This window comes from Nocardia transvalensis NBRC 15921, assembly GCF_000308875.1.
Lineage (GTDB): Bacteria > Actinomycetota > Actinomycetes > Mycobacteriales > Mycobacteriaceae > Nocardia > Nocardia transvalensis.
In genome coordinates this window covers 1-21,836 of sequence record NZ_BAGL01000069.1, presented here as the reverse complement: position 1 = coordinate 21,836, position 21,836 = coordinate 1, and the positions used below count along the sequence as shown (strand labels likewise).

Annotated in this window: 23 protein-coding genes; 13 read left to right on the top strand and 10 right to left on the bottom strand. The window is 70.5% G+C overall.

The genetic code is table 11. From position 1 onward, the window contains the following. Positions 1-30 precede the first annotated feature (30 nt). Genes ON41_RS25300 through ON41_RS25280 form a run of 5 tightly spaced genes read left to right on the top strand, consistent with a single transcriptional unit; the run spans position 31 to position 4,062 of the window. Positions 31-858 carry a class I SAM-dependent methyltransferase gene (locus tag ON41_RS25300; protein ID WP_040750274.1) on the top strand — a complete coding sequence of 276 codons (828 nt, stop codon included), beginning with the start codon at positions 31-33 and terminating at the stop codon, positions 856-858. A 50-nt stretch (positions 859-908) separates the two neighbouring features. Next, the gene (locus ON41_RS25295; RefSeq protein WP_040750273.1) at positions 909-1,532 is read left to right on the top strand and encodes an alpha/beta hydrolase; all 624 of its coding nucleotides are present in this window, start codon (positions 909-911) and stop codon (positions 1,530-1,532) included. Positions 1,533-1,556: 24 nt separating this feature from the next. Next, positions 1,557-1,967 (top strand): hypothetical protein, encoded by a 411-nt coding sequence (locus tag ON41_RS25290; RefSeq protein WP_040750272.1) that lies wholly within the window; start codon positions 1,557-1,559, stop codon positions 1,965-1,967. Continuing rightward, complete coding sequence (locus ON41_RS42375; protein ID WP_040750270.1) at positions 1,960-3,258, top strand: PPE domain-containing protein; 1,299 nt, start codon at positions 1,960-1,962, stop codon at positions 3,256-3,258. The genes ON41_RS25290 and ON41_RS42375 overlap by 8 nt, the downstream gene beginning before the upstream one ends. 45 nt (positions 3,259-3,303) lie before the next feature. Continuing rightward, positions 3,304-4,062, top strand: coding sequence for an ESX secretion-associated protein EspG (locus ON41_RS25280; RefSeq protein WP_040750269.1), 759 nt, complete (start codon positions 3,304-3,306; stop codon positions 4,060-4,062). A 7-nt stretch (positions 4,063-4,069) separates the two neighbouring features. Here ON41_RS25280 and ON41_RS25275 read toward each other — a convergent pair whose 3' ends face one another. Continuing rightward, entirely contained in the window at positions 4,070-4,702 is a 633-nt protein-coding gene (locus ON41_RS25275; RefSeq protein ID WP_040750268.1) for a phosphoribosyltransferase, read from the bottom strand. 230 nt (positions 4,703-4,932) lie between these two features. Next, a complete protein-coding gene (locus tag ON41_RS25270; RefSeq protein WP_276325755.1) occupies positions 4,933-5,772 on the bottom strand; it encodes a carbon-nitrogen hydrolase family protein in 840 nt (279 codons plus the stop codon). A 235-nt stretch (positions 5,773-6,007) separates the two neighbouring features. Between ON41_RS25270 and ON41_RS25265 the strand changes: the two genes are divergently transcribed. Next, positions 6,008-7,780: a DEAD/DEAH box helicase gene (locus tag ON41_RS25265; protein WP_040750267.1), complete on the top strand. Its 1,773-nt coding sequence runs from the start codon at positions 6,008-6,010 to the stop codon at positions 7,778-7,780. 153 nt (positions 7,781-7,933) lie between these two features. Here ON41_RS25265 and ON41_RS25260 read toward each other — a convergent pair whose 3' ends face one another. Beyond that, a complete protein-coding gene (locus ON41_RS25260) occupies positions 7,934-8,677 on the bottom strand; it encodes a hypothetical protein (protein ID WP_051162439.1) in 744 nt (247 codons plus the stop codon). Between the two features lie 186 nt (positions 8,678-8,863). On the opposite strand from ON41_RS25260, the gene ON41_RS25255 reads away from it, so the two are divergent. Both ON41_RS25255 and ON41_RS25250 read left to right on the top strand, forming a co-directional pair. Further along, entirely contained in the window at positions 8,864-10,036 is a 1,173-nt protein-coding gene (locus ON41_RS25255) for an acyl-CoA dehydrogenase family protein (protein ID WP_040750266.1), read from the top strand. A 9-nt stretch (positions 10,037-10,045) separates the two neighbouring features. Next, positions 10,046-11,173, top strand: coding sequence for an acyl-CoA dehydrogenase family protein (locus ON41_RS25250; protein ID WP_040750265.1), 1,128 nt, complete (start codon positions 10,046-10,048; stop codon positions 11,171-11,173). 4 nt (positions 11,174-11,177) lie between these two features. Here the strand turns inward: ON41_RS25250 and ON41_RS41820 are convergent, their stop codons facing one another. Continuing rightward, positions 11,178-11,684, bottom strand: coding sequence for a hypothetical protein (locus ON41_RS41820; RefSeq protein WP_157185615.1), 507 nt, complete (start codon positions 11,682-11,684; stop codon positions 11,178-11,180). Between the two features lie 278 nt (positions 11,685-11,962). On the opposite strand from ON41_RS41820, the gene ON41_RS25240 reads away from it, so the two are divergent. From ON41_RS25240 to ON41_RS25230, 3 genes are all read left to right on the top strand, one after another. Continuing rightward, on the top strand, positions 11,963-12,208 hold the full coding sequence (locus tag ON41_RS25240; protein WP_157185614.1) for a hypothetical protein: 246 nt from the start codon (positions 11,963-11,965) through the stop codon (positions 12,206-12,208). 20 nt (positions 12,209-12,228) lie between these two features. Further along, positions 12,229-13,044 carry a GNAT family N-acetyltransferase gene (locus ON41_RS39330; RefSeq protein WP_051162437.1) on the top strand — a complete coding sequence of 272 codons (816 nt, stop codon included), beginning with the start codon at positions 12,229-12,231 and terminating at the stop codon, positions 13,042-13,044. A gap of 74 nt (positions 13,045-13,118) precedes the next feature. After that, entirely contained in the window at positions 13,119-13,421 is a 303-nt protein-coding gene (locus tag ON41_RS25230) for an alpha/beta hydrolase (protein WP_040750263.1), read from the top strand. Between the two features lie 18 nt (positions 13,422-13,439). Here the strand turns inward: ON41_RS25230 and ON41_RS25225 are convergent, their stop codons facing one another. Next, entirely contained in the window at positions 13,440-14,972 is a 1,533-nt protein-coding gene (locus ON41_RS25225; protein ID WP_246460872.1) for an FAD-dependent monooxygenase, read from the bottom strand. A gap of 44 nt (positions 14,973-15,016) precedes the next feature. Between ON41_RS25225 and ON41_RS25220 the strand changes: the two genes are divergently transcribed. Continuing rightward, positions 15,017-15,751 (top strand): TetR/AcrR family transcriptional regulator, encoded by a 735-nt coding sequence (locus ON41_RS25220; protein ID WP_051162436.1) that lies wholly within the window; start codon positions 15,017-15,019, stop codon positions 15,749-15,751. 85 nt (positions 15,752-15,836) lie between these two features. Here ON41_RS25220 and ON41_RS25215 read toward each other — a convergent pair whose 3' ends face one another. The 5 genes from ON41_RS25215 to ON41_RS25195 form a co-directional block, all read right to left on the bottom strand. Next, on the bottom strand, positions 15,837-16,505 hold the full coding sequence (locus ON41_RS25215; protein ID WP_051162434.1) for a phosphoribosyltransferase family protein: 669 nt from the start codon (positions 16,503-16,505) through the stop codon (positions 15,837-15,839). 506 nt (positions 16,506-17,011) lie between these two features. Continuing rightward, positions 17,012-17,923, bottom strand: coding sequence for a hydroxymethylglutaryl-CoA lyase-like TIM-barrel protein (locus ON41_RS25210; RefSeq protein WP_040750261.1), 912 nt, complete (start codon positions 17,921-17,923; stop codon positions 17,012-17,014). Then, positions 17,923-19,134: a CaiB/BaiF CoA transferase family protein gene (locus ON41_RS25205; RefSeq protein WP_040750260.1), complete on the bottom strand. Its 1,212-nt coding sequence runs from the start codon at positions 19,132-19,134 to the stop codon at positions 17,923-17,925. Before ON41_RS25205 ends, ON41_RS25210 begins: the two co-directional genes overlap by 1 nt. A gap of 55 nt (positions 19,135-19,189) precedes the next feature. Then, a complete protein-coding gene (locus tag ON41_RS25200; RefSeq protein ID WP_040750259.1) occupies positions 19,190-20,116 on the bottom strand; it encodes a TauD/TfdA dioxygenase family protein in 927 nt (308 codons plus the stop codon). Positions 20,117-20,268: 152 nt separating this feature from the next. Next, a complete protein-coding gene (locus ON41_RS25195; RefSeq protein WP_040750258.1) occupies positions 20,269-21,039 on the bottom strand; it encodes a deoxyribonuclease IV in 771 nt (256 codons plus the stop codon). Positions 21,040-21,225: 186 nt separating this feature from the next. Between ON41_RS25195 and ON41_RS25190 the strand changes: the two genes are divergently transcribed. Next, positions 21,226-21,836: serine/threonine-protein kinase (locus tag ON41_RS25190; RefSeq protein WP_040750257.1), on the top strand; the 611-nt coding region annotated here is incomplete at its 3' end.

Below are 21,836 nucleotides of genomic sequence, written 5' to 3'. Positions count from 1 at the left end.
TGGGCGGGCGCGTCAGAAAGGACATCGGGAGTGCAGACCGGTCAGCCGAGCCGCACCGCGCTGGGTGCCGCCCGATATCGAGCCGAACACCAGGAACTCGACGGCGGGCGCATCTTCCGCGATCCGCTGGCCCGCACCATCCTCGGCGACGACCTGCCGCCCGGCGACCACCTCTTCGCCGACGGGCACGAGCGCATGCGCGGCTTCATCGCCACCCGCGCGCGTTTCGCCGAGGACGCGCTGGCGGAGGCGGTGCGCGAGGGCACCGGGCAGGCCGTGATCCTCGGCGCCGGACTGGACACCTTCGCCTACCGCAATCCGTATCCGGCGCTGCGGGTGTTCGAGGTGGACCATCCCGACACCCAGGCGTGGAAGCGGGAGCGGCTGTCCTCGGCCGGGATCGCGATTCCGGAGTCGGTGACCTACGTGCCCGTCGACTTCGAACGGCAGCCGCTGGACGGGGCCTTGACGGCAGCGGATTTCGACGCGACCCGACCGGCCTTCGTGATCTGGCTCGGGGTGACGGTCTACCTCACCCGGACGGCGATCGAGGAGACACTCGGCCATCTCGGGCGCCTGGTACCGGGCAGTCGGGTGATCATCGACTACGGTGTCCCGCGGCCGGAATCGAGCCCGCGGACGCGGGCGACGATCGAGGAGCGGGAGCGCAGGCTCGCGGCCATCGGGGAGCGCTGGATCAGTTTCTTCACCCCGGACGAGATGGCTCGGCTGCTGCGCGGCACCGGGTTCGAGGTGGAAGAGGATCTGCCGGCCGTCGACCTCGCGCTGCGTTATCTGGGCCGGGAGCCGGCCGCCGCGGCCGGCCCGCATCTCGTCCGTGCCCGCGTTCCGGCCTGAACGGCGGCGCGCGACGACGTGCCGATCACCGACGCGGAAAGGATTGCGGTATGCCCTTTTTCGATGGTCCACGGGGACTTCTGCACTACCGGCGGTGGCCGGTGGACGCCTCCCGTGCGGTCGTCGCGCTGTTACCGGGGACCGGGCAGCACAGCGGGCACTATCACCGCGTCGGCCGGAGCCTGGGCGCCCGGGACATCGAGACCTGGGCGCTCGACGTGCCGGGTCAGGGCCTGAGCGAGGGCGACCCGGACGAGCCCGGCACCATCGACGAACTCGCCGCCGACGCCCGGGAATTCGTCGCGCTCGTCCGGAACCGGTGTCCTGGACGGCCGCTGTTCGTGGCCGGGCACTCGCTGGGCGCGGCCACCGCGCTCGCGGCGGCGCCGGACTGTTCGGGCCTGGTGCTCACCGGCACCCCGCGGCGCGCGATCACCCTCGCACCCGGGCTGCCGGCGGCCCTGCCGGTGCTCGTCCTGCACGGCGCCGACGATCGCCGGGCGCCGATCGATCCCGTTCGGGACTGGACGACGGGGGCCGAGTCGGTAGGGTTGCGGTTGCGCGAGTATGCCGATGCCGGGCACGATTTGCTCCACGAACCGGTGCAGGCACAGGTCGTCGCCGACATCGCGGAGTGGATCCAGGGCGTCGTCGCGGAACCGGTGCGCCCGTGAGGCAGCACGAGAAAGGGGGACCGGGTGCGGTCGCAAGAACCCGGGGACCTGCGCAGTGATGTCGCGGCCCTGACACAGGCGGTCGACGACGGTCGGCTGTGGATCGACGGTGTCCTCGTCGCCGACGGCGTTCACGAACGCTGCGCACGACGCTACGAACAACTGGCCGACGAGGTCGAGCAGCAACTCCGGACGCTTCGCGCGGCCGTCTCGCTGCCGGGCTTCGGCGGATTCGAATCGGGGAACGCGCTGCGGCGCGGATTCGAGGACAAGGCGGCGCAGGGGCTGGATCGGCTGCAGGAGTACGCCGATGCCGCGCGGCAGCTCGCCGCGGCACTGCGCGCGGCCGCCACCGCCTACGCCGAACACGAGGCGGACATCTCCGCGGCGATCGGCCGCGTCGGCGCCGATACGGTGGGGGTGGGCCATGCATAAGCCGAGTGGCAACCGGACCGATCTGCCGGATCCGGACTACGCGCCGACGGTCGAGGTCTTCGACCAGATGCGCTACGACGAGATCTATCGCGGTGTGCTGCAACTGAATCCGGAGGTCCTCACCGCCGGTCGGCAGACCTGGCAGAACGCCGCCACCGGAGTGGGCGACGCGGTACAACAGGCGCATGCGGAGATCCGCAGCGCGATCGCCGACGGTTGGCGCGGCAGCGCGGCCCAGCAGGCGGCCGCGGCCATGCAGGCGTTCGAGGAACTGGGCCAGCACGCCGCGGATGTCATGGCCGCCGTCGCCCAGCGGCTGGGCCGCGCCAACGACGCGGCCGAGACGCTGCGGGCCACGGTCTCGCGGCCGACGGAGGCCGGGGCGGATCTAGAGGCGGCGCTGCTGGATCCCAAGCGCGCGGCTCTCAACGTCTCGGCGCAGAAACAGGCCGAGGGAGTGCGTCAGGACGTCGTGCGGGTGATGGAGACGGTGTACGCCGGCGCCTTCATCCCCACGGGCCACGCCGTCCCGGCGTTCGGCGACGGCGGGATGTACCCGGTGCCCGAGGATCCCCGGCCGGAGCCGGGCGAGACCGGCGGCCCGGACCCGACCGACTCATTGGAAGGTCCCACCGCGCTGGCGGGACCGGCCGCGTTGCCGAATGCGGTACCGGCGCACGCGGATACCGTGAGCCCGTCCCGGCCCGAGGCCGTGCCCGCCGGTGATCCGGCCTCGGACACCGAACCCGCCGCGACCACGACGGCACCGGCCGCCGCGAGTGTGCCCGCCGCTGCGGCACCGGCCGTCGCGGAGGCCCCTGTGACCGCCGCGGCGACCGCGCCCACCGTGACGACGTCCGCCACCGCGCCCGCGAGTGCCGTTGTGCCGCAGGCCGACAGCTCCGCGAGCGCCCCACCGGCCGTGGCCACCGTTCCGGTCGCGCCTCGGCCCGGCGGGACGGCGACCACCGCCCAGAGCACGGAGGAACAGCGCAAGAAAGAGGACCGTGACCAGCATCCCGCCGCCGATCAGGTCGGCGGTATGGGCGCGGGTGTCGTCGGCGGGCTCGCGGGCAGTGCCGCGCTGGCGGCGGGCGGCGAGACCGTTCGTCCCGGATCCGGTGTTCCCGTGCCGCCCAAGCGGTCCCGGTACGAGGACGAGGACGACGAGGAGTACTACGACTTCGATGAACCGACCTTCCTGGAGCCGGCCGAACCCGGCACCGATCTGGTCGGGCAGTTCGATCCGACCACCCCGCCGGTGGTCGGCGAATGGGACGAGGACTACTGACGGCGGGATGAACGAGATCGCGACAACCGAGGCGGGCCGCCACCGGTGAGATGGACGCTCACGCCGGACCAGTTCGCACTGGCCTGGGAGCGCACCGACGGTGACCGGATCCCGTATCCGCTCGCGGTGCGGCTGTCGGCCCGCGACAGCGCCGAACGCGCCGCCCAGTTACCCGCCTTGCGCGAATGGTGCGACAGCACCCTCGATCCCGACCTGGAGGCCGCGCTGCGCGTGCTGGCGCGGCCGGCGATCCAGGTGGAGGTGATCGGCGAGTACGGGTCCGGCGAGGAACCGCAGCCGGTGCGCGTACTGGGTGCGGCGGCCGGGCACGTCACGGTGGTCGCGGCGCAGCGGCCCGGCCCGGAACCCGATCGCGGCGCCGAGGTCCGGCTGTTCGTCGGCACGCCGAAAACCCTGGCGGCCCGGGTGATCTCGGTGCTGCCGGAGAATCCGCCGGGCACCGGGCCGCGACATACCGCACCCCTGAACCGGGTGCGCGAGGACAGCCGCGACCTGGTGACGGTGCCGGTCGCGGGCCCGACGGAATCGGCCCGCATGCGACGGCTGCTCAAACAGCCGCGCGACGGCATCGGCCAGATCGTGGTCTCCGCCCGCCGCGCGGACGACACCATGCGCCCCCTCGGCGTCCTGTGCTGGATCGATATCACCGGCGACGGCCGCTACGCCGTCCGCACCCGCACCGAGGTCGACATCCTCCCCGTCACCGCCGAATCCTTCGCCGCCCAACTCCGCCCCTTGGTCGCCGCCGCCGAGCGGTTGATCAGCGAGCCTGCCGAGTGGTGAGTGGCGCTCAGGTGCCGGCGTCCAGCAGCTCGATAACCTCGTCGTCGTCCAGTTGGTGGAAATCGTCGTAGGCGCCGCCGACTCCGCCCAGTACCCGGGGGACCAGGGGGCAGACGGTTTCGTCGGCGAGGTCGTGGATGCGGGCCAGCGCCTCGGCCGAGGAGACCGGTACCGCGACCGTGATCCGCAGCGGGGCGTGCAGGCGGACGAGGCGGCAGGCGACCGCGACGGTGGCGCCGGTGGCCATGCCGTCGTCGGCGATCACCACGGTGCGGCCCCGCGGCGAGACGGGCGGGGCGTGGGCGCGCATAATGCGTTGGCGCCGTTCCAGTTCCGCGCGTTCCAGCGCTTCGGTCTCGGCGATCTGCTCGGGGGTCACGCCGGTGTGGTGCACCACGTCGTCGTTGAGGACGCGCACCCCGCCCTCGCCGATGGCCCCCATCGCCAGCTCCGGCTGCCACGGCACGCCCAGCTTGCGCACCAGCAGGATGTCGAGGTCCCCGCCGATCACCGCCCGCACGGCCGCCGCCACCGGCACCCCGCCGCGCGGCAGCCCGAGCACCAGCGGATCCGCCGCCCGCAGGTGGAGAAGCGACTCACCCAGCGCACGACCGGCAGCTGCCCGATCCGGATAGATCATCGTGTACCGAGTCTAGTTCCGCCCCCACCCTCCCCGCCCGAACCACGGGAAATCCATGCTCGCTACGCCCCCGGTGTGATCTCGGACCGCGCGACCGCGCTCTGCCAGGACCCCGGTGTGATCCCGGACCGCACGACCGCGCTCTGCCAGGACCCCGGTGTGATCCCGGACCGCACGACCGCGCTCTGTCAGGACCCCGGTGTGATCCCGGACCGCACGACGGCGCTCTGTCAGGACCCCGGCGTGATCTCGAACCTTCGTAGCGAGAGGCTGGGGTTGGTGGCTCGGGTCTGCTCCAGGTGGGCGAGATCGATACGGGCCGTGGCTATTCCGGTGGTCTCGCCGAGTTCGGCCAGGACCGAGCCCATCGGGTCGACGATCATCGAGGAGCCCGCGCCGCGCGGGGCCGCCTGGTCCGCGGCGGCGACGTAGACAGTGTTCTCGATGGCGCGGGCGCGCAGCAGGGTGGTCCACTGGTCGACCTTGGCCGGGCCCGGAACCCATTGCGCCGGAAGCAGGAGGACGTGCGCGCCCGCGGTGGCGACGCGGCGGCAGCCCTCGGGGAACCGCAGATCGAAGCAGGTCTGCAGGCCGAAGACGACCCCGTCGACCACGAAGGTCGCGGGAGCGGCGATCTCGCCCGGCAGCACCACCTCCGACTCCAGGAATCCGAACGCGTCGTACAGGTGCACCTTCCGATACACCGCCGCGAACTCGGCGTCCGGCGCGGCCGCGACGAGCGTGTTGTAGATCCGATCGGACTCCCCGCCGCCGGGCGCCTCCGCCACCCCGGCGACCAGATGCACCCCGAATTCGGCGGCCAGCCCGCGCAACCGATCGACCCACGGCCCGGTGATCGGCTCCGCGGCGTCGACCACCCGCCGGTCCAGCCGGGCCACCGCGATCATCGAATACTCCGGCGCGACCACGACCCGGGCCCCGTGCTCGGCCGCGGCGCGCACCTGCTCCCGCAGCATCGCGAGATTCGCGTCCTTGTCGGTGTGCGGGGCGAACTGGACCACCGCGACATCGATCGACCGGGGCGATTCGGGTGCGGGCGCCGGGTACACGCCGGCGGCCGGCTCCAGGTCGACATGGCTTTCCGGCGGCCGAAGACCCGCGTCCTCCGTCGTCGAATAGCTGACCACCACCGACGCCGCCGAACCGGCGCCGACTGTGCGGTCGGGGGCCGCGGGTGACGGACCGGTGATGCCGGGCACGCCGGGCTCGGACGGTTGCATACGTCTCACCGTATTGGGCCGATGGTCCGGCCGACCACCGTAAGGAAGTAAACTGCTGGTCAATATGAGTACCTCACCGGTCGACAGCGTTCCCCACGACGACGAGAGGGACGCCGCCGACCCGTCCTTCGCCGAACTCGGCATCGAGGACCGCATCCTGCGGGCCATCGCCGATGTCGGTTACGAATCGCCGTCGCCGATCCAGGCGGCGACGATTCCCCCGCTGCTCACGGGTGCCGACGTGGTCGGGCTGGCGCAGACCGGTACCGGCAAGACCGCGGCGTTCGCCATCCCGATCCTCATGGGTCTGGAGCCCGGGGGCAAGGCTCCGCAGGCGCTGATCCTCGCGCCGACGCGCGAACTGGCGATCCAGGTGGCCGAGGCGTTCGGCCGCTACTCGGCGCATATGCCGGGCGTGCACGTGCTCCCGATCTACGGCGGCCAGAACTACGCCGTGCAGCTGTCCGGGCTGCGCCGCGGCGCACAGGTCGTGGTCGGTACGCCGGGCCGCGTCATCGACCACCTCGAACGCGGCACGCTGGATCTGTCGCAGCTGCGGTTCCTCGTCCTCGACGAGGCCGACGAGATGCTCAAGATGGGCTTCCAGGAGGACGTCGAGCGCATCCTCGCCGATACGCCGACCGACAAGCAGGTCGCGCTGTTCTCGGCGACCATGCCCGGCGCGATCCGCAAGATCTCCAAGCAGTACCTGAAGAATCCGGTCGAGATCACCGTCAAGGCGAAGACGGCCACCGCCACCAACATCACCCAGCGCTGGGTGCACGTCTCGCACCATCGCAAGCTCGACGCCCTGACCCGCATCCTCGAGGTCGAGCAGTTCGAGGCGATGATCATCTTCGTGCGCACCAAGCAGGCCACCGAGGAACTGGCCGAGAAGCTGCGCTCGCGGGGGTATTCGGCCGCCGCGATCAACGGCGATATCGCGCAGAATCAGCGCGAGCGCACCATCGGGCAGCTGAAGTCGGGGACGCTGGACATCCTCGTCGCCACCGATGTGGCCGCGCGCGGACTGGACGTCGACCGCATCTCGCACGTGGTCAACTACGACATCCCGCACGACACCGAGTCCTACGTGCACCGCATCGGCCGCACCGGGCGGGCCGGGCGCAGCGGTGAGGCGCTGCTGTTCGTCGCGCCCCGCGAGCGCCGGCTGCTGGACGCGATCGAGCGGGCCACACGGCAGCCGCTCACCGAGATGCGGCTACCCAGCGTCGAGGACGTCAACGCGCAGCGCGTGGTCAAGTTCCACGACGCCATCACCGAGAATCTCGCCTCGCCCAGCCTCGCGCTGTTCCGCAAGCTGATCGAGGACTACGAGGCCGAGCACAACATCCCGCTGGCCGATATCGCCGCCGCGCTCGCGGTCGGCGGGCACGACGGCGAGAACTTCTTCATGGAACCCGAGCCCGAGCCGGAGCGGCGCGAGCGCACCCCGCGCAAGTTCGACGACCGTGAGCGCCGCCGGGAGGGCGGGCCCTCGCAGCACCGCGCCACCGGCGCCGAGATGGCCACCTATCGCATCGCCGTCGGCAAGCGTCACCGCGTGGTGCCCGGCGCCATCGTGGGAGCGATCGCCAACGAGGGCGGCCTGCGCCGCAGCGACTTCGGCCACATCAGCATCCGCCCCGACCACAGCCTGGTCGAACTCCCCGCCGACCTCTCCTCGGAGACCCTGGACGCCTTGCGCCGCACCAGGATCAGCGGCATCCTCATCCAGCTGCAACCCGACCAGGGCCCGCCCGGCCAGCGCTCCTTCACCCGCGGCCCCCGCCGCGACGCCCCCCGCCGCCCGGACCGCCGCAAGCCCCGCTCCTAGGGCGGGCATTCCGCCCACCCCCCCTTTCCACCACCCCCTTTTTCCGGCACGCTTTTGGCCGGAATCCCGCACGGTGACGTGGATTCCGGCCAAAAGCGTGCCGGAAAAGGGGGGCCTGCGGTTGGAGGTGGGCCCGCGGTTGGGTGCCTGCCGTCAGTTGGCGGGGGCGTCCGGAGCGGTCAGCGGGGTTTCGGTGGAGGCTGCGCCCGGGGCCGACGGATTCGACTGGCCCGGGCGGGGCGTTTCCGGCCTGGGGGCGTAGGGGTCGGTCAGGGGGTTGGGGTAGACCGTGATCACGCCGACCGTGGGGGTCATGACGCAGGTGGCGCCGGGGTAGCCGATCGTGCCCCACATGGTGGCGATGATGGTGCCCGGGCCGCTGGCGACCGTCTTGGTGAGGCTGGGCGTTCCCGTCTCGGTGCGCTCGTCGAGCGTCGCGACGCCGCTGCGGCCGTTGCCGGTGTTGAGCCAGGCCACCGTGAGACCGGAGTCGGTCGGGTAGCCCCACATGTTCGGCGTGGCCTGGAAGCGCACGGTGGCGTACTCGCCCGCGATGCCGCGATCCGGACCGGGCACCCCGGCGGCCCCGGCGACCGCGGTCAGCGAGACCGGGAAGTTGGTGCCGCAGCCGAAGGTCGGCGCCTGGTACATGAACGGCGTGAAGCCGCCCGCGATGTGGTCGAGCTTGGCCGCGCTGATCAGGTGGGCCGTATTCGCCAGCGAACCGACCGCCTCCCGAGCCGCGGGGTCGTTGCCCGCGGTGGCGGTGAGCTGCTCGATACCGGCGTCGACCGGCGTGGCGGCGGGATCGGCGGTGGCGCTGCCGAGCGTCGCCGCCGCGGTCAGTCCACAGGCGGCCGCGGCCGTGGCCAGGCGCGCGAAGGTCTTGCCGTTCACTCGTGGTGCTCCTTGTCGTGAACTCCGGGCCGTCGACGGGGGAGCATCCCGGAAGCACGAGGCCCCACCGGGACGCGCGCGGCCTATCCGCAGCAACGTACCAGTTCCCGGCCGGTCGGGTGGCCTCCGCCCGATTACCGAAGGGTAGGTTTGATGCCGGACATCCGAACACGGTGGGAGACGCCCATGAAACTTGCCCTGTCACCCGATGAGGTGGCCTTCCGGGACGAACTGCGCCGGTTCTACCGGACCGAGATCCCCGCGGAGATTCGCGAGAAGGTCGAATACGGGCGCGAGCTGACCCGCGACGACATCGTCACCTCACACAAGATCCTGCACGAGCACGGTCTGGCGACGCCGAACTGGCCGGTCGCCTGGGGTGGCAAGGACTGGACCCCGATCCAGCGGCACATCTGGGAGGACGAACTCCAGCTCGCCTGCGTGCCCGAGCCGCTGACGTTCAACGCCAACATGATCGGCCCCGTGATCGCCCAATTCGGTTCGCAGGAGCTGAAGGAGCGCTTCCTGCCGCCGACCGCGGCCCTCGACATCTGGTGGTGCCAGGGCTTCTCCGAGCCCGACGCCGGCTCCGATCTGGCCTCGCTGCGCACCACCGCGGTGCGCGACGGCGACAGCTACATCGTCAACGGCCAGAAGATCTGGACCACCCTGGCGCAGTACGCCGACTGGATCTTCTGCCTGGTCCGCACCGACCCGAACGCGCCCAAGAAGCAGGCCGGCATCTCGCTGCTGCTCTTCGATGTCAACACTCCCGGCGTCACCGTCCGGCCGATCAAGCTGATCGACGGCCATCACGAGGTCAACGAGGTCTTCTTCGAGAACGTGCGGGTCCCCGCCGACCAGCTCGTCGGCGAGGAGAACATGGGCTGGACCTACGCCAAATTCCTTCTCGGCAACGAGCGCACCGGCATCACCGGCGTCGGCCGCACCAAGGTCCGGCTCGCCGTGGCCAAGCAGTACGCGGAGCGGACGAAGGTCGCGGGCGGCACGCTGCTGTCGGATCCGATGTTCGCGGCCCGGGTGGCGGAGCTGGAGAACGAGCTGCTGGCGCTGGAGCTGACGCTGCTGCGGGTGGTCGCCAATTCCAGTGAGGGCAAGCCGAATCCGGCCTCCTCGGTGCTGAAACTGCGCGGTACGGAGCTGCAGCAGGCCGCGACCGAACTGCTGCTCGACGTCGCCGGCCCGGACGCGCTGCCGGTGGGCGCCGAGAACATCGGCTCCCCGGACTGGGCCCAGCGCACGGGCCCCAGCTACCTGAACTACCGCAAGACCACCATCTACGGAGGATCGAGCGAGGTGCAGCGCACCATCATCGCCTCCACCATCCTCGGACTGTGAGGCGCCGACATGGATTTCGAACTCACCGATGAACAGGTCCTGCTGCGCGACACCGTGCGCGATCTGCTGGCTCGCGCCTACGACCCGGAGACCAGGCTGAAGGTCTTCGAGACCGATCTCGGCTGGAGCCGCGAGGTGTGGTCGCAGCTGGCCGAACTGGGCGTGCTGGGGCTGAGTTTCCGCGAGGAGGACGGCGGCGTGGGCGCCGGGCCGGTGGAGACCATGGTGGTCATGGAGGAGATCGGCCGCCGCCTGGCGCCGGAGCCGCTGCTGGACGCGGTGCTGCTGCCGGGCGGCCTGATCGCCCGCGCCGGCACCGAGGAGCAGCGGCAGCGGGTGCTGGCGGAGGTCGTGTCGGGTGGCGTCCTGCTGGCCTTCGCGCACGACGAACCCGGCTCCCGGTGGCCGGCGACGGAGGTGGCGACGCGGGCCCAGGCCGACGGCGACGGCTACCGCCTGACGGGCGTCAAGAACCCTGTCCCGCACGGCGATTGCGCCGACCAGTTGGTGGTCAGCGCGGTCCTGCCGGACGGCGGCGTGGGCCTGTTCCTGGTGGACGCCACGGCCGAGGGCGTGACCCGCACGCCGTACCGGACGTTCGACGAACGCCGCGGCGCGCAGGTCGAATTCGCCTCGGCCCCGGCCGAATCGCTCGGCGACGCGACCGATCGCACGGCGGAGATCGCAGCGGAGACCAGCGCGGCGCAGGCGAGCCTGTGCGCGGAATCGGTGGGCGCGATGGCCGAATCGCTGCGGCTGACCACCGAATACCTGAAGACCCGCAAGCAGTTCGGCGTCCCGCTGGCCAAATTCCAGGCCCTGACCCACCGCGCGGCGACGATGTACGTCTCGCTGGAACTGGCCCGCAGTATGAGCCTGTACCTGACCGCGGCCCTGTCCGACGGCGACGTCGATCCGGCCCTGGCCTCCCGCGCCCGGCTGCAGGTGAGCGGCGCCGCCCGGCACATCGGCCAAGAGGCCGTCCAGATGCACGGCGGGATCGGCATCACCACCGAGTACCCGGTCAGCCACTACACGGCACGGCTGACGGCCGTCGAACGCACCCTCGGCGGCGGACTCGACCACCTGCGGGTACTCGCCGACCGGGTAGGCGATTACGGGCTGGTGGAGCTGTAACCCCTCAGTGATCCTCGTCGTTCGAGGTCGGTTCCTGCCGGGTGGTGGGGGCCGGCCTCGTCGTCGGGCGGGTGGTGGTCGTCCGGACGGTTGTCGACGCGGGTTGTTCGGACTCCTCGGTGTCGGTGCCGTGGGTGACCTCGCCCGGCGCCGGATGGGGCACTGGCCCGGATGTCGGTGAGGCACTGGGGAAGCCGGATATCGTGCGGCGCGGCGCCGGGGGATTGATCGCGACCCGCCAGGTGGGGGAGGGCGGAATGAATACCGCCGGCGCGGTCGTGCCCGACGAGCGGCTGGTGCTGTGCCCGCCGCCGGTGGGCGCCGACTGCAGATCCGCGTTCAGCGGTGGCGGCGAGACGTAGACGTCGTGCTGGCCGAGACCGCACGAGCCGATGAGCACAAGCCCGAGCGAGACCGCCCCCGCGGCCATCGCCGGTCCGGCCACTCGGCCGTTCAAGCGGCGCGGGATGTCCTCGCCCGCGCGTCCCCCCGAACCCGCCCTGTTCTCCATGGGTGCGCCGCTCCTAGTACGTTTCGGGTGCGCCTCACCTTAACCAAGGCGTGGCCGTCGGGCCAGACGGGCCGTTCGGTCGGCAAGATACCGGAGACGCATCTCAAACCACCGTGATCCACATATCGAATCGGTTACTTCGGCGTGTCGCGCCCTCGTGTCGGGTGACGTTTCGGCAACGGGGAACTACCGTGTGAGCAAAGTTACACGTGAGACGCCTGAAGTTTGCCGGTAGACAGCGGATTTCGCGAATCGGCGGGCGTCATCGAGGAGTGGTGATGGGAGCGTACTCGACATCCCCGCAGCGCGCGGTGTCGCGGACCGATTCGGAGGCAACCGAATTCGGGCGCACCGCCTGGGCGATCGTCGCCCGTGTGGCGGCATGGCTGATATTCATCGGCGGGGTGACCGGAGCGGTGCTCGGCATCGCGGGACTGCGCGTGGAGATCACCGTCGCGGGGCTGATTCTGGCTTTCACCGCGGGTCTGGTGTTGCTCAAACTACGCGCGGACAGCAGCGGGTAACCCGCCTACCCTGGGCGGGTATGAGGATCGAACTGACCTGTGACGCGGCCGATTTCCAGCGCCGCGCCGCGGAGTTCCTGGGGCGGGATCCGCTGCGCAACACGGTGATCGCCACCGTGGTGGAAAGCTATGTCACCGGATTGTCCGACGGGCCCGCCGTTTTCGCGGCGGTGCACATCGACGGCGCGGTGATCGGCGCCGGTATGTGCACCTCCGGCCACAGCGTGTACCTCGGCGACGTTCCCGACCCCGCGATCCCGGAACTGGTTGCCGTCCTGGCGGAGCGGGTTCCCGCCGCGCCCGGAGTGGAGGGCTTGCCCGGCACCGCCCTGGTATTCGCCGAGCAGTGGAGCGCGCTGTGCGGCACCACGTTCCGCATGGATGTCGCCAGCCGGCTGTACCGGCTCGGCACGCTGACCGTGCCCGCGTCGTCCGGATTCGCCCGCCGCGCCGCCGAATCCGATATCGAGGTGTGCGTCTTGTGGTCCGAGCAGATGCGCCGCGAGGCCGGTGTCGGCATGAGCGCCGAGGCCATCCGCACCCGGGTCGCGCTGGGCCGCTGGTGGTTGTGGGAGGACGAGGGCCGACCGGTGTGCATGGTGGCCCATCAGGCCCGCGCCTTCGGCTGGACCCGCATCGGCCCCGTCTTCACCCCTCCCGAGCACCGCGGCCGCGGCTACGCCAGCGCCCTCACCGCCCACGTGGCGAAGTTGCTGCGCGACAACCGCTCCGAGGTCTGCCTGTTCACCGATATCGCCAACCCGACCTCGAACAAGATCTACCGGGCGATCGGTTTCGAACCCGTCCGCAACTTCGCCCACTACGAGTTCGTCTGACCGGCACGGAATACGGCGCGGCGAGGCGCGGTTCGGTGCGATGAATCGCACGACGAGGAGACGCCGAAATTCTGGTGTCGGCGCTGCTGCCGGCGTTGCGCGACGCCGGAGAGGATCTGCCCGCCGCGGCGGTCCTGCTGTCGCCGCTGTTCGCGAAGTGGAACGGTGTGCCGCCGTTGCTGATCCACGCGGGTACGGCCGAACTGCTACTGAGCGATTCGGAACGGCTCGCGCAGGTGGCGGCCGATGCCGGAGTCGACGCGACGCTGCGGATCGGTGACGGGCTGCCGCACGTCTATCACACGATGCTCGGAACCCCGGAGGCCGCCGCGGCCACCGACGAGATCGGTGCGTTCATCCGCTCACACCTCGAATAATGGTGGTGGCGAAGGCCGTCAGCGCTCTGCGGTGGCGGGTATCCCGGGGCGCAAGACGCGGTGGAGTACGGCGCGCAGGGCGCCGCCGGGGTCGGCCGGAAGTTCCGGAGAGCGCCAGGCGACGACCTGGTCGGGCCGGACCAGCAGTGCGCCGGAGGGCGTGAGACCGGCCGCCGTGCAGAAGGTCTCGTCCATCCGATGCGTCTCCAGGCCCTGGTCGTGCCATGCCGCGCCGGCCGGCCCGGCCAGCAGGGTGAATTCGGTGCCCACCAGGTCCAGCGTGGAGCGGCCGTCGGGCAGGACGTGGTGGGGTACTCGGGTTCCGGGCCGACCGGTCAGATCGAGGCGGTCCATCGTGTGCGGGCTCTCGTCGTCGATGAGCGCGCCGTCCGGATAGCGAGTGCCGAGGATCAGGGCGATCGGATCGGCCAGCGGTGTGCCGTCGGTGGATTCGGTATTCATCGCGCGCAGGTTCGCGGTGCGCACGCTGGACTGGTCGGCGGTGTACCAGCCGATGGGGTGGCGTTCGGCGTGGTAGGTGTCCAGTAGCGCGTCCCCGGCGACGCCGTTCACCGTCCGCGCGAGTTTCCAGGCGAGATTGTGCGCGTCCTGGATTCCGGTGTTGGCGCCGGCGGCCGCGTAGGGCGGCATGACATGGGCGGCGTCCCCGGCCAGGAACACCCGGCCCGCCCGGAACCGATCGGCGATGAACATGCCCGGCTCCCACGGTAGGACGCTCAGCAGTTCGATCTCGAGATCGGGCACGCCGATCGCGGTGCGCAGGGCATCGGGCCACGCGTCGGCGGGGCGATCGATATCCGCGGCGGTGGTGAAGATCCAGCGCAGCGCGCCGTCGACGGAGGCGAAAGCGCCGGGCACGGACTCGTTCTCGATCTGGCACAGATTGAATTCGCGGCCGCGCACCAGATCTCGGAGATCGGCGCGGAAGTAGACGTTGACCGCGCGGCCGAGGGCGCCCCGCCCGCTGCGCGTGATGCCGAGCCGCTCGCGGATCGGGCTCGCGGCGCCGTCGGCGGCGATCAGGTAGTCCACGCGGACGCGCTCGACGGCGCCGTCCGCGGCGCGCAGGACGGCCTCGACTCCGGTTGTGTCCTCGGTGAATTCGGTGCATTCCACACCGAAGCGCAGGTCGCAGCCGCGCGCCTCGGCGATGCGGCGCAGGGCCGGTTCCAGCGTGTCCTGTGCGCACAGGCAGGACGTCGCCGGAGTGATGGTGTCCCACTGCGGGATTCCGCCCGGCAGGGTGAACGGCAATCGCCGCGCCTGCGCCAGGGTCGGCCCGGCCGCCATCGCCTGATGCTCGGAAAGCCCGCGGGCGGCGTCCAGGACCTGCTCGGTGATCCCCAACTGCCCGAAGACCTCCATCGTGCGGAGGTTGATGCGCCGCGCTTTCGGCTGCGGTGACGTGGTCCGCCGCCGCTCCACCAGCAGCGCGGGCACGCCCTGACGCTGCAGAAACAGCGCCGCCGACAACCCGACCAGGCCGCCGCCGACGACCAGGACGCGAGGAGAGTGTACGTCGTACATCATGTGTACGTTGTACACGAATGATTGAATGCGGGCAAGGAGGTGTGATGACGGAGGAGGCCCCCGGCCCGCTGGTCTGGTCGCTACCGGAACCGCCCGGCCGGCCCACGACGAGCCTGAGCCGGGCCGAGATCCTGCGGGCCGCACTGGCCATCGCCGACGCGGAGGGCGCGCGGGCGCTCACCATGCGGCGGGTGGCCACCGCGGTCGGCGCGTCCACGCCCATGTCGCTGTACCGGTACGTGGGCAGTAAGGACGGACTGGTCGACCTGATGATCGACGCGGTCTACGGCGAGATCCCGCTGCCCGCGCCGCGTCCGGAGACGCACTGGCGGGCCGGGCTGGAACGGCTGGCCCTCGACACCTGGGCCGCCATCCGCCGGCACCTGTGGTTCGGCGAGCTCAGCCACACCCGGCCGCCGCTGGGCCCGAATGCGCTGCGCTACTTCGACTACCGGTTCGCGCTGCTGGAGCCGCTGGACCGCACCGCCGACGATCTGACGCTGCTCACCGCCGCCGTCGACGGCCACCTGGTGGGCGCCGCCCTCCAGCTGGCCGAGGAACAGCGCATGCGCACCCGCACCGGCCTGCACACCGACGAACAGCTGGCCGCCGCCGCCCGCCCGATCGTGGAACCGATCCTCTCCGACGGCGCCTACCCGGCCTTCGCCCGCTGGTTCCACGGCCGCACCGGCACCGGCCCGCCCGACCCCGTCGCCTGGACCCTGGGGTGCCTGCTCGACGGGCTGACCACCCGCCTCGGCCTACCCCCAAGGCCTTAGCGGCGGGCAGTCTCCGTCCTACCCACGCCCGGCGGGTCTCTCGTTTCCGGCGTGCTTTCGGCCGGAAACCACGTTTGCGTGCGGGTCAGCCGGCGCGTTCCAGAGAGGCGGAGAGGGCCGGGCCCGGTTCCCGGCCCAGGAGGGCTCGGACGTCGTCGTCATCCAGGGGCTGGTACTCCTCGTAGAAGTCGCCGGTATCGGTGATCCGGTCGTGGGTGTGCAGGCAGACGACCTTGTCGGCGTCGCCGGCCAGTGCGGCGACGGCGGTGTCGGCGGCGATCGGGGCGGCGACCACGACGCGGATGGCGCCGTGGGCGTAGGCGGCCCGGCAGGCCGCTCGCGCGGGTGCGGCGACGGCCAGGGCCTCGTCGACGATCACGATGGTCCTACCGGCCAGTTCGGGCCGCGGCCCCACTCCGCGCAGATGTTCTACCCTGCGCCGCAGCGCGTCCCGCTCCTGCCGTTCGATCTTGGTGAGCTCGGTGGCTCCGGTGCGCAGGGCGCGCGCCTGGTCGCCGTCCACCACGCGCACCCCGCGCTCGGCGATCGCGCCGAACGCCGGTCCGGGCTGCTCCGGAATGCGGAGCTGGTGGACCACCATGATGTCGAGCGCCACGCGCAACTCCGCCGCGACGGCGAACGCCACCGCGGCGCCGCCGCCGGCCAATCCGACCACCACGATATCGGGGCCGCGAAATGCCATCAGATGTCCGGCCAAACGGCGGCCGGCGTCGCGACGATCGAGGAACAGCATGAAGCCTCCTGAAGGATCGTAATAACGAAATCACCTGCGCCGGGTGTGTTGCGTCTGGGGTGTTTCGAGCAACGGGGTTTCTGTGCTCGAAATATGCACGCGCCGTTTGCAATTGCAATTCGGCTTGTTCAGGAGGACCGGCGATCGCGGGACCGGGCTGTCGAACCCGGTGTCCGCGGCGCACTCCCCGCCATCGATCGATGACGAAAAGTGCTGTGCCATAAGGGATTCTGGCAGATCGCAGGGGTAACCAGGATCCATCTCTCCTCCAGAGTCGCCTACCGTACTAGACGGGAGCCACACTTCGGGACTCGGGAAGACAACGGGCCAATTCTACGACGAGGTCGTGGCGTGTGTTGTGAAACAGACATGATCCATGAAAGTCGGAATATCCGATCATCGCATTGAAACACGTTGCGGTGGGGGAACTTCCAGGATCCACGGTATGGGAGATCCGCAGTTCCCGTGCGGTCGGTCGGAAACGACGGAGCGAAAACGGTTGCGCGTCAACCGGTGGTCGTGACGACCCATTCGAAAGCTTTCGCCTCGGAGCGCGCACCCTCGGCGGTGCGTGATCGATTGGGCTCGCCGAGCTCGGACAGCAATTCCTCGGTGATCTCCACCAGCGCGGCCAGCGTCGGCGGAGTGAACCACTCCGGTCGCGTCGCGAACAGCAGGTCCTCGCTCGAGGTGTTCCCGCTCGCACCCGGAGCGAACGGGCAGCCACCGAGCCCGCCCAATGAGCCGTCCACCATCGTGGCGCCCGCGGCCAGAGCCGCAAGCGAATTCGCGACACCCATACCCCAGGTGTCGTGCCCGTGGAAGAGGATGCGGCGCCGCGGCGTGCGGGTGGCGACGGCCTCGACCAGCGCGGCCACCTGGGCGGGGTGGGCCTGACCGAGGGTGTCGGCCAGCACGATGTCGGCCGCCCCGTCGGTGCGGGGGTCGTTCGCGATGGCGAGTACCCGGTCCGGATCGGTCGGTCCGGAGAAGGGACAGGTGAACGCCGTCGCCAGGCACAGCTGAATGGATCCGCCCGCCTCGCGCGCCAGCCGGATCGCCTCCGGCATGGCGGCCACGCTGGCCTCGGCGGTGCGGCCGATATTGGCCTCGTTGTGCGCGTCGGAGACCGACAGGCAGTACTGGAAATTGCGCACGCCCGCCTCGGCCGCCCGGGCCACCTGTCGCGGGGTCGCCACCCACACCCAGCAGCGTTGCAGCTCTTCGGGTTCCAGGGCCGCCACCAGCGCCATGGTGTCGGCCATCGGCGGCACCAGATCCGGGCGCGCCATCGAGCCGATCTCCAGTTCGGGCACGCCCATGCCGAGCAGGGCGCGGGTGATCTCCACCTTGCGCTCGGTCGGCAGCGGCTTACCGGTCAGTTGCAGGCCGTCGCGCAGCGTCACATCGCGAAGCATCAGGGGACCTCCAGTGCGTCGATCTCGGTGTCGGACATGCCGAGTAGCGTCGACAGCACCTCGCGGGTGTGCTCGCCGAGGTCCGGACCGACCGCCCGGATGGGCAGCGACTGCCCGCCGATCACCGGGACGATACCCGGGAATCCGACCTCCTTCGGCTCGGCCTCGCCCACGTCGACGCGGAACGGCTGAATCATGTTGCGGGCCCGGTACTGTGGGTCCTCCGCGATATCGGCGGCCGTGTAGATCGGACCGGACGGAATGCCGGCCGCCTCCAGGATGCGCAGCGCCTCGTCTCGGGTGCGCTGCCGCGTCCAGTCGCCGATCGCGTCGTCGAGCCGTTCGCGATGGCGCCAGCGGCCGGCGTTGTCGGCCAGTTCCGGATCGTCGGCGAGATCCGGGCGTTCGATCACCCGCATGTAGCGCTGGAAGATGGCGTCGCCGTTGCCGCCGATGATGATGCTCGTGCCGTCGCCGCACGGGTAGGCGTTACTGGGCGCGATGCCCTCCATGCGGCCGCCGACCCGCTCCCGGTTGATGCCGTAGGCGTAGTAGTCGGGGACCAGCGACTCCATCACCGACAGGATCGACTCGTTGAGCGCCACATCGATGACGCGCTGCGGCAAGGGGAGTGGGCCGGTCGTGCGATCGCGCTGGAACAGCGCCATCACGGTGCCGAACGCGGCGTAGATGCCCGCGATCGAGTCACCGATGGAGACGCCGACCCGGACCGGCGGCCGGTCCGGGTCGCCCACCAGTTCGCGCAGCCCGCCGACCGCCTCCGCGACCGCCGCGAAGCCCGGTCGCTGGGCGAGGGGACCGGTCTGGCCGTACGCGGAGATCCGGGTGATCACCAGATCCGGTTTGGCGGCGCTGAGCACCTCCGGGCCCAGCCCCCACTTCTCCAGCATGCCGGGGCGGAAATTCTCCAGCAGCACATCGCACCGCCGGATCAGATCCAGCACGATCGCGCGCCCGGCCTCGGTCCGCAGGTCGAGGGTGATCGACTTCTTGTTGCGGTTGACGGTGCGGTACAGCATCGAGGTGTCACCGCCGTAGAGCCGCCAGTTGCGCAGCTCGTCACCGGTTTTCGGGCGCTCGACCTTGATCACCTCGGCGCCGAAGTCGCCGAGTATGCGCCCGGCGGTCGGCGCCGCGATGTAGTTTCCGAGCTCCAGTACCCGAACCCCGTCCAGCGGCCGAATCTCCATACGGACGATTCAAGCAGTCTCCTGCGGCCGCCGTCGCGGGGCGGGGTGATATCGGTCAGGCGGCCCGGGGGATTTCGTCGACCACGGAGTAGTGCTCGGCATTGCCCTCGATCACCGTGCTCGGGACGCCGTCGACGCCGACGGGGATGTCCCCGGCCAGCGTGATGCGGGTGAGCTTGCGATGTTCGGTGCCGTCGTAATCATCGATGGCGTAGTGCTGGGTGGCGCGGTTGTCCCAGATGGCGACGTCGCCGAGCGACCAGTTCCAGCGGGTGGTGTGCTCGAGGCGGGTGACCCGGTCCTGGAACAGCTGGAACAGCGCCCGCGATTCGGTGCTGGGCAGGCCGACGATGTGCTTCACGAAATGGCCCAGCAGGAGGGCGCGCTCGCCGGTCTCCGGGTGCACGCGCACCAGGGGGTGCTCGGTCTCGTAATAGGTGGACTGGAATTCGGCGCGGTAGGCCTTGGCCTTCTCGTTGGGCGAATCCTCCTGGGCGGCCGCGTAGTCGTACTGGTTGGTGTGCACGGCGCGCAGGCTCTCGGCCAGCCGCTTGAGCGGGTCGGGCAGCGAGTTGTAGGCGGCGACCGTGGAGGCCCAGGTGGTGGAGCCGCCGTAGGAGGGCAGCGTGACCGCGCGCAGGATCGACGCCTTCGGGACGCGGTCGACGAAGGTGACGTCGGTGTGCCAGCTGTTGGCGCGGCCGCGGTGCGAGTCGATCGCGAGGCTCTTCACGCCCGCCGAGGTGACGGTCGGGTGCGGCGTGGTCGGGCTGCCGAGCAACTGCGCGAATTCGTGCTGCCCGTCCTCGGTCAGATGCTGCTGATCGCGGAAGAAGATCACCTTGTGCTCGTTGAGCGCCGCGCGGATGCTCGCGACGGTATCCGCGTCCAGGTCACCCCCGAGCCGGACCCCCTCGATCCGCGCGCCGATGTGGGTACCGAGCTTGACGACGGACACGGTGCCTGCCTGAGTGACTGACATACCAGGGCCTTTCTCGAAAACGAACAACGTTCCGAGGACACCACCGCCACCCCCGCCGAACCAGGTTTCCGGTCAACGGGATCGAAACCCACCCGCCCACCACCGCTGCGCCGGCCTCATTCCCGGCATGCCGGGAAAGGAAGTGTGGGGGCTCAGCCGACGTGTTCGCGTAGGTATGCCAGGTCTTCCGCGAGGCCGTCTGCGGGGGTCTCCAGGACCACCGGCGACCCTGCCGTGCGGCATACCTCGGCCAACAGCTGGGGGTCGATGGTGCCGTCGGCGAAATTGGCGTGGCGGTCGGCGCCGGAGTTGAAGTCGTCGCGGGAGGAGTTGAGGTGGACCAGGTCGATGCGGCCGGTGATGGCCTTGATGCGGTCCACGACGCCGATCAGCTCCTCGCCGCCGGCCCAGGCATGGCAGGTGTCCAGGCAGAAGCCCGCGCCGAAGTCGCCCACCTCGTCCCACAGCTTGGCGATGGAGTCGAAATACCGTGCCATGGCGTGATTTCCGCCCGCGGTGTTCTCGATGAGGATCGGGACCGCGAAGCCGCCCTTGTCCTGCTGCCGCTCGAACAGCTTGCGCCAGTTGACGATTCCGGCCTCGACCTCGGCGTCGGAACGGACGTGGCCGCCGTGCACGACCAGCCCGAACGCGCCCAGCTCGGCGGCCGCCTGGGCCTGCTGGGCCACCGCGTTGCGTGAGGGCATGCGGAGCCGGTTGTTCGTGCTGGCCACATTGATCTGATAGGAGGAGTGCACCACCACATCGATCGGGCTGGCCTTGATCTCCTCGGCCCGCGGGTGCGGCTGCGGCTTGTCCCAGCTTTGTGGATCCACCACGAACATCTGGATGACCTCGGCGCCCAGACGCTCGCCGAAGCCGATCGGATCACTGTCTTGGCGGACGTGTGCTCCAATGCGCATGGGTCGAGGGTATCGGTCCCCACCGACAGGTTGCCCGGGGTCCCGGTGACCACGTGGCGGTCGGCGATGACTGCTATGGTTTCGGTGTTTTCCGTGGTCGCCGATCGCGTCGACGGGTGTGTACATCTGCGGTACTGCCGTTGCGCCGGCCGGTCCCGGTGCGCGGCACGGGAAGTGGGAGCGGGCATGCTGGCCAATGGTGACGTCTTCGCCGGGTATGTCATCGAGCGGCAGCTGGGCCGCGGTGGCATGGGATCTGTGTACCTCGCCAAACACCCGCGCCTGCCGCGCATGACGGCGTTGAAACTGCTCAACCGGGAGATGGTGTCCGACGCGGAGATCCGGGCCCGGTTCGAGCGCGAGGCCGACCTCGTCGCGCAGCTCGACCATCCGAAGATCGTGACCGTCTACGACCGCGGTCTCGAGGACGGCCAGCTGTGGATCTCCATGCAGTTCGTCGACGGGATCGACGCCGCCAGCCTGGACCCGGCCAAGCTGCCGCCGGAGCGGGCGGTGCAGGTCGTCCAGGAGGTCGCCGAGGCGCTGGACTACGCGCACGACAACGGTGTGCTGCACCGCGACGTGAAGCCGGGGAACATGCTGCTGGCCCGCTCGACCGGCGGTAAGGGCGAGCGCGTCTACCTCACCGATTTCGGCATCGCGCGCCTGCGGGACGACGGCGGCCACCTCACCCAGACCGGAACGTTCACCGCGACCCTGGCCTACGCGTCGCCCGAGCAGTTGACGGGCGCGTCGCTGGACGGGCGCTCCGACCAGTACTCGCTGGCGTGCAGCCT